The sequence below is a fragment of the Streptomyces sp. NPDC001108 genome (genome assembly GCF_053598535.1).
Map to the genome: position 1 here is coordinate 76,669 of NZ_JBSFKL010000021.1, position 11,226 is coordinate 87,894.

An 11,226-nucleotide genomic window follows, 5' to 3' on the forward strand; every position below is an offset into this window, starting at 1 on the left:
GTGAGCGCCGAATCGCCCGGATCCCCGGCCACGCCCACCGACCCGCAGGCCCCGCACTGGTACGACGACGAGGCGGGACCGGTGGTCCGTCCGTACGCGATGACCCGGGGCCGTACCAGCAGCGCAACCCGCCATCGGCTCGACCTGATCGCGCTCGTCGTGCCCGAACCCGCGGCCGACGACCCCGGCCGGGACCGGACGCTCTCCCCGGAACACGTGGAGATCGTCGAACTCTGCAGCGGCATGCCCCAGTCGATCGCGGAGCTCGCGGCCGGCCTGGACCTCCCCGTCGGGGTGGTCCGGGTGCTGGTCGGCGATCTCGTCGAGGACGAACTGGTGCATGTGACCCGTCCCGTTCCGCCGGCCGAACTGCCGGACGTGAGCATTCTTCGAGAGGTGATCGATGGTCTTCGGGCGCTCTAGCCGCAAGAAGCGGCCCGTGGAGCCCGTTACCCTGAAAATCCTGGTGGCGGGCGGGTTCGGCGTGGGCAAGACGACGCTGGTCGGCGCGGTCAGCGAGATCAGGCCGCTGCGCACGGAGGAGACCCTCAGCGAGGCGGGCCGCCCGGTGGACGACCTGGCGGGGGTGGAGTCGAAGACCACCACCACGGTGGCCATGGACTTCGGCCGGATCACGCTCCGCGACGACCTGGTGCTGTACCTCTTCGGCACCCCGGGACAGGACCGCTTCTGGTTCCTCTGGGACGAACTGGCCCAGGGCGCGCTGGGGGCCGTCGTGCTCGCGGACACCCGGCGGCTGGAGGACTGCTTCGCGGCGGTGGACTACTTCGAACGCCGCAAGATCCCCTTCACCGTCGCCGTCAACCGCTTCGAGGGGGCCGAGACCTTCCCCGCCGGGACGGTGCGGGCCGCGCTGGACCTCGATCCGGAGGTGGAGCTGCTGATGTGCGACGCACGCGACCGTGCCTCCGTACGGGACGTGCTCGTGGCCGTCGTCGAGCACGCGGCGGCCCGGGTCGACCGCGACCGCCAGCCGGCCGCGACGTAGGGCGTTCCCGGCGGGCCGGGCCGGACACACCCCGGTGCCCGACCCCCCCGCGTCCGGTCAGTCCCCCTGTCGGCAGTCCCCCTGTCGGCAGGGCTCCTGTTCGCAGGGGTGCTCGGCGAGCCACTTGGCGGCGGTCTCCGCCAGCTCCCCGTCCCGCCCCGCCAGCATCATCCGGATCATCTGCGCGTCGCCGCGGAGCGACCAGACCGGATGCCCGAAGGTGGCCGGGTTGTTCTTCTCGATCAGGAAGTGCGCGGGCCAGGCGGTCCCGTACCCGATCAGCGGCAACGCGGCCAGATACCGCTTGCGGCCCCGGGCCAGGCCGTAGGCGGTGAGCGCCAGTCCGGTCAGGGTGCCGGTCAGATGGACCCACCGGGTCGCGGCCTTCGAGTGCATCGCCACGTAGTAGGGCCAGAACTCCTCGTACGAATCGAACGTCTGCTCAGCCATACCGGCACGGTAACCGTTGGAACGGGAACCGGAAACGCCCGCGCGGCGGCAGGGGCCCCGGGAGCGGCCCCGGCCGCCGCCCGCGCGCCCGGCGTCAGTGCCCGGCGACGGACCGCCGGGCCACCGGGAAGTCGAAGTAGGTGTCCGGGAACAGCTCCGGCTTGAAGGTGTAGTGCCACCACTCCTCGGCCAGATTCACGAAACCGGCCTCGGTGAGCGTCTTCTTCAGGAACTGCCGATGGGCGCGCTGCACCCCCCGCACGCGCGGGTCGTCGGTGTGGGAGAGCGTGTCGAAGCAGTCGAATCCGGTGCCCATGTCCACCGAGTTGTCCGGGAACCGCTCGGCGGCCGGTGCGTAGCAGGGCACCTGCTCACCGCCCGGACGGTACGGCGGGGTCGGCGCGGCGGGCAGCCTCACCAGCGTCAGGTCCACCGTACTGCCGCGGCTGTGCCCGGACTTCTCCGCGATGTACCCGTCCGCGAACAGCCGCGTCTTGTCTACCCGGGGGTAGAACTCGCCCTTCATGGCCTGGTCGTCGAGGTCCTTCGCCCACCGTACGAAGTGGTCGACCGCGCGCTGCGGGCGGTAGCAGTCGTACACCTTGAGCGAGTAGCCCTGGCGCAGCAGCCGGGTCTGCGCCCGGTGCAGGGCCCGTGCCGCAGGGCGGGTCAGGATGCAGAGCGGCTGACGGTAGCCGTCCACCGGGACGCCCATGAAGGTGTGGGCGGTGGGGTAGCGCATCTCCTGGATGATCGTCGGATCCACCGAGCTCAGCGCGACGAACTCCGTGGGCGCCTTCGGTTCCGGCCCGGCCGTCGCCGCCGGGGCGGTGGCGGCGACGGCGGACAGGGCGGCGGCAGCGGCCGCCAGGACACGGAGAGCGGAAGCAAGTTTTGTCATGACCGCATAATCCAGCAGTGCGGGGCTCTCCACCCGGCGATCCGGTACAGTCCGCGCGTGTCCGAACCCCGGAGCAAGCCCGTCGAACCCGTCAAGGACTCCCACTGCGGAAGCTGCGGCGCCCGCTACGACCTCCCGCCGGCCACCTGGCCCCGCACCTGCGCCGCCTGCTCCACCACGGCCTACCGCAACCCGCTGCCGGTCGCCGTCGCCCTGCTGCCCGTCACCGGCCCCGACGGCACCGGCCTCGTCGTCATCACCCGCACCGTCCCGCCCCACCGGGGCGGCCTCGCCCTCCCCGGCGGCTACATCGACCACGACGAGGACTGGAAGGACGCGCTCGTACGGGAACTCCGCGAGGAGACCGGCATCCGGGCGGCCGCACAGGACGTCCGCCTCGCCGACGCCCTCAGCGCCCCCGACGGCCACCTCCTCCTCTTCGGCCTCCTCCCGCCCCGCCCGGCCACGGCCCTCCCGGCCTCCCGCCCCACCGACGAGACGGCCGGCTTCCGGCTGCTGACCGCCCCCGCCGAACTCGCCTTCCCGCTCCACACCCGGGCCGCCCGCGCCTGGTTCGACGGCCACTACCGCTGACCGGTACGCGCCCTACCGGCCCCGCACCCGCACCGGACACCCCACCGGCCCCTCGCGCCCCTCCCGTTCCACCACGACCCGCCCGTCCACCCAGCGCGAGGTGTACCGCTCGACCTCCGCCCGCTCCCAGCCGTCCCCCACGTCCCGGACCACCGCCCCACCACCCCGGCGTCCCGCCGCCGGAGCCCAGACCTCCAGCTCCACCCCGCCGTCCGCATCCCGCACCGGCAGAATCGAACCGGCCCGCGCCAGCACCGGGATCCGCGACAGCGGCGCGTCCGGCACCACCTGCCCCGGCCCCTCGTACACCGCACCGGTCGCCGTGTCGTACCAGCGCCCCCGCGGCAGCCGCACCGCCCGCCGGTCCGCGCCGGGCTCCAGCACCGGGGCCACCAGCAGCGCGTCCCCCAGCAGGAACGCGTCCCCGCAGTCCCGCAGCGCCCGGTCCCCGGGCGACCGCCACCAGAGCGGCCGCACGTACGGCGCACCGGTCAGCCCCGCCAGCCGCGCCAGCGTCACGAAGTACGGACGCAGCCGCTCCCGCTCCGCCAGCGCCGCCCGCGCGTGCTCCAGCACCTCGGGCCCGAACTCCCAGGGCTCCCGCCGCCCCGCGTCGATCGCCGCATGGGTACGGAACAACGGCAGGTACGCCCCCAGCTGGAACCACCGCAGATACAGCTCCGGCGACGGCGACCCGTCGAACCCGCCCACATCGGGCCCCGAGTACGGCACCCCGCACAGCCCCAGCCCCAGCACCAGCGCCAACGAGGCCCGCAACCCCGGCCAGCCGGTCTCCACATCACCGGACCAGGTGCCCCCGTACCGCTGCATCCCCGCCCAGCCGGACCGCGAGAACAGGAACGGACGCTCCGCCGGGCGCAGCCGCAGCAGCCCCTCGTACCCGGCCCGCGCCATCGCCAGCGCGTACACGTTGTGGGCCTCCCGGTGGTCACCGCCACGGCCCTCCAGCGCGTGCCGCGCCGACCGGGGCAGCGTCGGATCGCCGAACGCCGCGAACGACACCGGCTCGTTCATGTCGTGCCAGACCCCGGAGAAGCCCTGGGCCAGCCGCTCCTCGTACAGACCGCCCCACCACTCCCGCACCGCCGGATCGGTGAAGTCCGGGAACACGCACTCACCCGGCCACACCTCACCGCGCACCAGCCGCCCCCGCGCGTCCCGCACGAACGCCCCGCCGTCCCCGACCGCCGCCCCCGCGTCGAACAGCGCGTTCCCCGGCTCCGCCTTCACCGCCGGATCGACGATCGACACCAGCCGCACGCCGTCCTCCCGCAACTCCTTCGCCAGCCCCGGCAGGTCGGGGAACCGCTCCCGGTCCACCGTGAACACCCGGTGCCCGTCGAAGTGGTCGATGTCCAGATGCAGTGCGGACAGCGGCAGCCCCCGCTCCCGGTAGCCGGCCGCCACCCGCCGCACCTCCCGCTCGCTCCCGAACCCCCACCGGGCGTGCTGCGGCCCCAGCGCCCAGCCCGGCGGCAGCGCCGGAGCACCGGTGAGCGCCGTCCACCCCCGCAGCACCCGGGACGGCGTCCCCGTCACCACCCAGCAGCGCAACGGCCCGCCGTCCATCCGCACCTCGCACGTCCCGGGCCGGTCGTGCCCCGAACCCGCACCCTCCTCGCCCTCGCGCAGCGTCACCCGCCCCCGCCAGGAGTTGTCGTGGAACATCAGATGCGTCCCCGCGTCACTCACCACCAGCTGCACCGGCATCGTCAGGTACAGCGGATCGTCCTGCGGCCCGAACCGGCCCCCGGGATCGGTGTTCCACAACGCGTACGCCCCGTCCCGCAGCCGCGGCCCCGACGCCCGCCCCCCGAGCCCGAAGAACCGCGCGTCCGCGGGCACCTCGGAACGCTGCACCCACCGTGCCCCGCCCCCCGCCACCGGCTCCCACCAGCGCGGCGGCAGCTCCCGCCGCAGCACCACCCCGCCAGGGGTCCGCAGCTCCACCGCCCCGTGCCGGGACACCGCGACGGTCAGCCGCTCCGAGACCACCTGCCAGCCACCGTCCGTGTCCGGCTCCAGCACCGCCCGCGGATCGGGCTCCGGCGCCGCGCCCGCCAGCGCGTACGACGGAAGCGGCTCCGCCCCGTCCCAGCCCCAGAACACCGCACCCCCCACCGCCACCCGCACCCGCAGCACGGACCGGGCGAACCGCACCACACCCCCGCCCGGCCCCGGCTCCGCACCCACCACGGGCCCCGGCACCCGCGCCCGCTCCGCACCGCGCGGCGGCAGCGCCCGCGCATCCGCGCCCCGGCGCCGCCAGGAGGAGCGCACCGCGCGCAGCCCCCGCACCGAACCGACCGACTTCACCGAGCGCACCAGGTCACGACCGTTCATGCGGCTCACCCTGCCATCGAACAGGGCGGACGCGGGCTCCGTTCAACTTCCGTTCACCCAGCGCCGGACCCGTGGCCGGACCACATGTCCGGGCCGCCGACCATGGGTGGCGAACCCTGGTGCGAAAGACGATCACATGGCATCGTCCGTAAAGGCCGCCTCACGCGCACACCCCGGCACGTGCGCGCGACCCACGCCCACCCCGCGTATCCGCAGAGCCAGGGAGCCGCCCCATGACCACCGCAGCCGACGAGACCCCCCTCTGGCAGCCCGGCCCCGACCGCATCGCGGCCGCCGCCGTCACCCGCTTCCAGAGCTGGGCCGCCCAGCGCCACGGAGCACCGGCCGAGGGCGGCTACCCGGCGCTGCACCAGTGGTCCGTGGAACAGCTCGACACCTTCTGGCGGGCCGTCGCCGACTGGTTCGACGTACGCTTCTCCACCCCCTACGAGGCCGTCCTCGCCGACCGCGCCATGCCCGGCGCCCAGTGGTTCCCCGGCGCCACCCTCAACTACGCCGAGCACGCCCTGCGCACCGCCGAGGACCCGCTGCGCGCGGACGCCCCCGCCCTGATCCACGTCGACGAGACCCACACCCAGGTCCCCGTCTCCTGGGCCGAGCTCCGCCGCCGGGTCGGCTCGCTCGCCGCCGAACTCCGCGCCCTGGGCGTCGTCCCCGGCGACCGGATCAGCGGCTACCTCCCCAACATCCCGGAAGCCGTCGTCGCCCTCCTCGCCACCGCGGCCGTCGGCGCCGTCTGGACGTCCTGCGCCCCGGACTTCGGCGCCCGCAGCGTCCTCGACCGCTTCCAGCAGGTCGAACCCGTCGTCCTGTTCACCGTCGACGGCTACCGCTACGGAGGCAAGGAGCACCACCGCGCGGACACCGTCGCCGAGCTTCGCCGCGAACTGCCCACCCTGCGCGCCGTCGTCCACATCCCGCTGCTCGGCACGGCGGCCCCCGAAGGCGCCCTGGACTGGTCCGCCGTCACCGCCGCGGACACCGAGCCGGTCTTCGAGCAGGTCCCCTTCGACCACCCGCTGTGGGTCCTCTACTCCTCCGGCACCACCGGGCTCCCCAAGGCGATCGTCCAGTCCCAGGGCGGCATCCTGCTGGAGCACTTCAAACAGCTCGGCCTGCACTGCGACCTCGGGCCGGAGGACCGGTTCTTCTGGTACACCTCCACCGGCTGGATGATGTGGAACTTCCTCGTCTCCGGCCTCCTCACCGGCACCACGGTCGTCCTGTACGACGGAAGCCCCGGCTACCCCGACGTCAGCGCCCAGTGGCGGGTCGCCGAACAGACCGGGGCCACCCTCTTCGGCACCTCCGCCGCCTACGTCATGGCCTGCCGCAAGGCCGGCATCCACCCGGGCCGCGACCTCGACCTCTCCCGCGTCCAGTGCGTCGCCACCACCGGCTCGCCCCTCCCGCCCGACGGGTTCCGCTGGCTCCACGACGAGGTGGCCGACGACCTCTGGATCGCCTCCGTCAGCGGCGGCACGGACGTCTGCAGCTGCTTCGCCGGAGCCGTCCCCACCCTCCCGGTCCACATCGGCGAACTCCAGGCCGCCTGCCTCGGCACCGACCTGCGGTCCTGGGACCCGGCGGGCAAGCCGCTGACCGGCGAGGTCGGCGAACTCGTCGTCACCGCCCCCATGCCGTCCATGCCCGTCCGCTTCTGGAACGACCCCGACGGCAGCCGCTACCACGACAGCTACTTCGACATGTACCCCGGCGTCTGGCGCCACGGCGACTGGATCACCCTCACCGACCGCGGCTCGGTCATCATCCACGGCCGCTCCGACTCCACGCTCAACCGCCAGGGGGTACGGATGGGCTCCTCGGACATCTACGAGGCCGTCGAACGGCTCCCCGAGATCCGGGAGTCCCTCGTCGTCGGCATCGAAGAGCCCGACGGGGGCTACTGGATGCCGCTCTTCGTCCACCTCGTCGAGGGGGCCCGGCTCGACGACGCACTGCGCGACAGCATCAAGCGCGCCATCCGGGAGAACCTCTCCCCGCGCCACGTCCCCGACGAGGTCATCGAAGTCCCCGGCATCCCGCACACCCTCACCGGCAAGCGCATCGAGGTCCCGATCAAGCGCCTTTTGCAGGGAACGGCCCTGGAGAAGGCGGTCAACCCCGGCTCGATCGACCGGATCGAACTCCTCCGCTTCTACGAGGAACTGGCCCGCGAGCGCGCCTGACCACCCCGCCCACGTCACCGACCGTCCCGTTGTCAGTGCCCGTGATTACTCTGAGTGAGCATCGATCGACAGCGCACTGGGGGAGTCATGGGGCACACCACGAACAACGGGAAGAACAACCACGGCAGGCCGTCCCGTCCCGACCGGTCGGCCGCGTCCATGCGCCGCGCGCTGCGCCGCGAAGCACCCAGCACCGTCGGCCTGCTGGCCGACGAGCAGGACTTCGCGGCGATGCGGCGCTACCGCACCTTCACCTTCGAAGACCACACCCTCTACCTCCAGCAGGTCGAGAGCCTGCTGAAACACCTGTCCGCACGCGGCGTGCACACCACGGTCGCCCTCTTCGACCCCGAGGAGTACGCGGAGTTCTGCGCGGACGCCGGGCTGCCCCCGGACACCCCGGACAGCCGCAGCCGCTTCACCGCCGAGGTCGCCTCCGTCGGCGCCACCGTCACCTACACCGGACAGCCCCTCGACGACCTGATCCCCCTCCTGGCCGACCGGGCCGCCCGCCGGGCCACCTGGGAGTACGCCACGACACGCCTGGCCGGCCTCGGCGCCTGCGCGGAGTGCGGGGAGGACATCGGCCGGGCCGCCTTCGACCGGGCCTCGCACCTGCTGCTCCGGGTCCTGGAGGCGGCGGGCACGGGCACGCACCACCTGGTCTGCAGCACCCCCGCCGACGGCGAACACCTGGTGGCCGTCCTCCACACCGCGCGCGACGCCGCCGGACCGGCCCTCATCGGACCGGACGAGGGTGCCGAGTTCGTGACGGTGCTGGCCGTCGCCATCGCCCTCGAAAGGCCCGCCGGGCTCGTGCTCCGTACGACCCGCCCCGGCGCCGGGGACCGGGTGCACGGCTGGCGGCTGAAGCGGGGCGCCCTCGTCCCGCTCGGCGCCGCCGAGGTCTTCGACGCCTACTGCACCGACGCCGAGACCGGCGAACCGATCGCCCCGGAGTCGCACGTGGAGTACTGCGCGGGCTTCGACATCGGCGCCGACGAACCGGAGGCCCATCACTGACAGCACGGAGGGGCTCCCCGCCGCCATCGGGCGGGGAGCCCCTCCGTGTCCTCACGGCAACCGCGAGGCTACTCGCCCGAGAGCACGCCCTGGGCCGCGACCCGGGCCTCCTCGGCGGAGTCGGCCGCGCGGGCGGCCGACGCGGCACGCTCGCACTGCGCCAGCGTGTACTTCGCCAGCGTGGCCCGGACATAAGGAATGGAGGCGGCGCCCATCGACAGCGACGTCACGCCCAGCCCGGTCAGCACACAGGCCAGCAGCGGATCGGAGGCCGCCTCACCGCAGACACCACAGCTCTTGCCCTCGGCTCGGGCCGCCTCGGCCGCCAGGGCGACGAGGTCGAGCAGCGCGGGCTGCCACGGGTCCTGCAACCGCGACACGGCACCGACCTGCCGGTCGGCGGCGAAGGTGTACTGCGCCAGGTCGTTGGTGCCCAACGAGAGGAACTCCACCTCCCGCAGGATCGAACGCGCCCGCAGCGCGGCGGACGGAATCTCCACCATCGCACCGAACTTGGCCTGGAGACCGGCGGCGCGGCAGGCGTCGGCGAAGGCCCGGGCGTCCGCCCGGTCCGCCACCATCGGCGCCATGACCTCCAGGTACACGGGGAGCCCCTCGGCCGCCTTCGACAGCGCGGTCAACTGGGTACGCAGCACCTCCGGGTGGTCCAGCAGGGTGCGCAGACCGCGCACGCCCAGCGCCGGGTTCGGCTCGTCCGCGGGGGTCAGGAAGGCCAGCGGCTTGTCGGCCCCGGCGTCCAGCACCCTTACGACGACCCGTCCTTCGGGGAACGCCTCCAGCACCGCGCGGTACGCGGCGACCTGCTTCTCCTCGGACGGCGCCCGCTCGCTGTCGTCCAGGAACAGGAACTCGGTACGGAACAGCCCCACGCCCTCCGCACCGGCCTCGACCGCGGCCGGGACGTCGCCCGGCCCGCCCACGTTGGCGAGCAGCGGCACCTTGTGACCGTCGGAGGTCGCACCCGGGCCGGACGCGGCCGAGAGCGCGGCCTTGCGCGCCGCGGCGGCACTCTCCATCTCCGCGCGCTTCTCGGCGCTCGGTTCGACGAAGATCTCACCGGTGCTGCCGTCCACCGCCACGACCGTGCCCTCGGCGAGCTCACCGGCACCGGGAAGCGCCACGACGGCGGGCACCCCGAGAGCGCGGGCGAGAATGGCGCTGTGGCTGGTCGGCCCGCCCTCCTCGGTCACGAAGCCGAGGACCAGGGCCGGGTCGAGGAGCGCCGTGTCCGCGGGCGCCAGGTCCCGGGCGATCAGTACATAGGGCTCATCGCTGTCCGGCACCCCGGGCATCGGCACCCCGAGCAGCCGGGCGACGATCCGGTTGCGCACGTCGTCGAGGTCGGCGACCCGCCCCGCCAGGTACTCCCCGGCATTGGCGAGCAGCGCCCGGTACGCGGCAAAGGCGTCGTAGACCCCGCGCTCGGCGGTGCTGCCGACGGCGATACGGCGCTCCACGTCGGCGATCAGTTCGGGGTCCTGGGCCATCATGGCCTGGGCCTCCAGCACGTGCTGGGCCTCGCCCCCGGCCAGATTCCCGCGGGCGATCAGATCGGCGGCGACGGCCTCGACGGCCTGCCGGGCGCGCCCCTGCTCACGCCCGGCCTCCTCGGCGGGGATCTGCTTGGCCGGCGGTTCGAGCACCGCCGTCCCCATATGGCGCACCTCGCCGATCGCCACTCCGTGGCTCACACCGACGCCTCGCAGCGTTGTCTCCATGTCACCCGTCCCCGGTCGTGCGGCGGCTCGTGCCTCCGCGGTGGATATCCAGTCGGCCGTCATCGGACCGGGCTCGTCACTGCCAGCCGAACAAGGAGTCGCCGACCTTCACGTCGCCGTCCTCGAGCACGTCGGAGAGGGAGTCGGTGGTGGCCTCCAGCGCGACGACCGGGCACACCGGCGACTTGCCGGCCTCCTCGACCCCCGCCGGGTTCCAGCGCACGATGCCCTGACCGCGGGTCACGGTGTCCCCCTTGTTCACGAGCAGCTCGAACCCCTCACCGTTGAGCTGAACGGTGTCGATCCCGAGGTGGGTCAGTACCCCGTGCCCGTCCGCGTCCACCACGACGAACGCGTGCGGATGCAGGGAGACGATGATGCCGTCGACCGGCGACACGGCCTCGGAAGGCTCACGCACCGGGTCGATGGCGGTGCCGGGTCCCACCATCGCGCCGGAGAAGACCGGATCCGGTACCGCGGCGAGCCCGATCGCCCGTCCGGCAAGAGGGGACGTCACAGTGGTCATGGGGAGCCTCCCAGGGGTGGAGCTTGTGGGGCGTCGTTACCGTATGTGGGTAACGACGTGCTGTTCAGCAGCGTAAGTCATAAGAAGTCCCGGTTCCGCCCGAGTCCTGCTGCTACGCGGCCTTAGCGCCACACCGGAAACGATTTGCCTCGACTCCCTGCTGCCTGTACTGTCGTACTCCTGCCTGGCCCCAACATGACCTTCGAGTCGAGGGCCGGTGGCGACCTTCAAGCAATTGACTCTCCACTACGACGTGGCACCTGTATGTCTGCAGGGGCTGGTCAAGGAAAGAGAAAAGGCCTGATAGAGTCGGACTCGCCGGAAAGGGAATCGCGGAAGCGAGGAACTGGAAAGCGAAACCCGCTTCGACCGGGAATCGGGACTCGAAAGAGTCTGATAGAGTCGGAAAC

General features: G+C 73.0%; 10 protein-coding genes. 5 read left to right on the plus strand and 5 right to left on the minus strand.

Translation table 11 applies throughout. The features are described from left to right. Nucleotides 1-423 carry a DUF742 domain-containing protein gene (locus tag ACWC97_RS30940; RefSeq protein WP_352280117.1) on the plus strand — a complete coding sequence of 141 codons (423 nt, stop codon included), beginning with the start codon at nucleotides 1-3 and terminating at the stop codon, nucleotides 421-423. Then, a complete protein-coding gene (locus ACWC97_RS30945) occupies nucleotides 404-1,009 on the plus strand; it encodes a GTP-binding protein (protein ID WP_352280118.1) in 606 nt (201 codons plus the stop codon). The genes ACWC97_RS30940 and ACWC97_RS30945 overlap by 20 nt, the downstream gene beginning before the upstream one ends. Nucleotides 1,010-1,066: 57 nt before the next feature. On the opposite strand, the gene ACWC97_RS30950 is transcribed toward ACWC97_RS30945, so the two are convergent. Together ACWC97_RS30950 and ACWC97_RS30955 are read right to left on the minus strand one after the other, a co-directional pair. Further along, on the minus strand, nucleotides 1,067-1,459 hold the full coding sequence (locus ACWC97_RS30950; protein ID WP_352280119.1) for a DUF962 domain-containing protein: 393 nt from the start codon (nucleotides 1,457-1,459) through the stop codon (nucleotides 1,067-1,069). A gap of 94 nt (nucleotides 1,460-1,553) precedes the next feature. After that, nucleotides 1,554-2,360 (minus strand): M15 family metallopeptidase, encoded by an 807-nt coding sequence (locus ACWC97_RS30955; RefSeq protein WP_450652905.1) that lies wholly within the window; start codon nucleotides 2,358-2,360, stop codon nucleotides 1,554-1,556. A 57-nt stretch (nucleotides 2,361-2,417) separates the two neighbouring features. Here ACWC97_RS30955 and ACWC97_RS30960 point away from each other — a divergent pair, with 57 nt between their 5' ends. Then, complete coding sequence (locus ACWC97_RS30960; protein ID WP_450652907.1) at nucleotides 2,418-2,954, plus strand: NUDIX domain-containing protein; 537 nt, start codon at nucleotides 2,418-2,420, stop codon at nucleotides 2,952-2,954. A 12-nt stretch (nucleotides 2,955-2,966) separates the two neighbouring features. Here the strand turns inward: ACWC97_RS30960 and ACWC97_RS30965 are convergent, their stop codons facing one another. Continuing rightward, nucleotides 2,967-5,318: a glycoside hydrolase family 31 protein gene (locus tag ACWC97_RS30965; RefSeq protein WP_450652909.1), complete on the minus strand. Its 2,352-nt coding sequence runs from the start codon at nucleotides 5,316-5,318 to the stop codon at nucleotides 2,967-2,969. Nucleotides 5,319-5,551: 233 nt separating this feature from the next. Here ACWC97_RS30965 and ACWC97_RS30970 point away from each other — a divergent pair, with 233 nt between their 5' ends. Next, complete coding sequence (locus tag ACWC97_RS30970; RefSeq protein ID WP_450652911.1) at nucleotides 5,552-7,528, plus strand: acetoacetate--CoA ligase; 1,977 nt, start codon at nucleotides 5,552-5,554, stop codon at nucleotides 7,526-7,528. 87 nt (nucleotides 7,529-7,615) lie between these two features. Further along, nucleotides 7,616-8,551: a hypothetical protein gene (locus ACWC97_RS30975; protein ID WP_450652913.1), complete on the plus strand. Its 936-nt coding sequence runs from the start codon at nucleotides 7,616-7,618 to the stop codon at nucleotides 8,549-8,551. Between the two features lie 68 nt (nucleotides 8,552-8,619). Here ACWC97_RS30975 and ptsP read toward each other — a convergent pair whose 3' ends face one another. Together ptsP and ACWC97_RS30985 are read right to left on the minus strand one after the other, a co-directional pair. Continuing rightward, nucleotides 8,620-10,290 carry a phosphoenolpyruvate--protein phosphotransferase gene (gene ptsP, locus ACWC97_RS30980; RefSeq protein WP_352280124.1) on the minus strand — a complete coding sequence of 557 codons (1,671 nt, stop codon included), beginning with the start codon at nucleotides 10,288-10,290 and terminating at the stop codon, nucleotides 8,620-8,622. 76 nt (nucleotides 10,291-10,366) lie between these two features. Next, nucleotides 10,367-10,816 carry a PTS sugar transporter subunit IIA gene (locus tag ACWC97_RS30985; RefSeq protein ID WP_352280125.1) on the minus strand — a complete coding sequence of 150 codons (450 nt, stop codon included), beginning with the start codon at nucleotides 10,814-10,816 and terminating at the stop codon, nucleotides 10,367-10,369. Nucleotides 10,817-11,226: the final 410 nt, after the last annotated feature.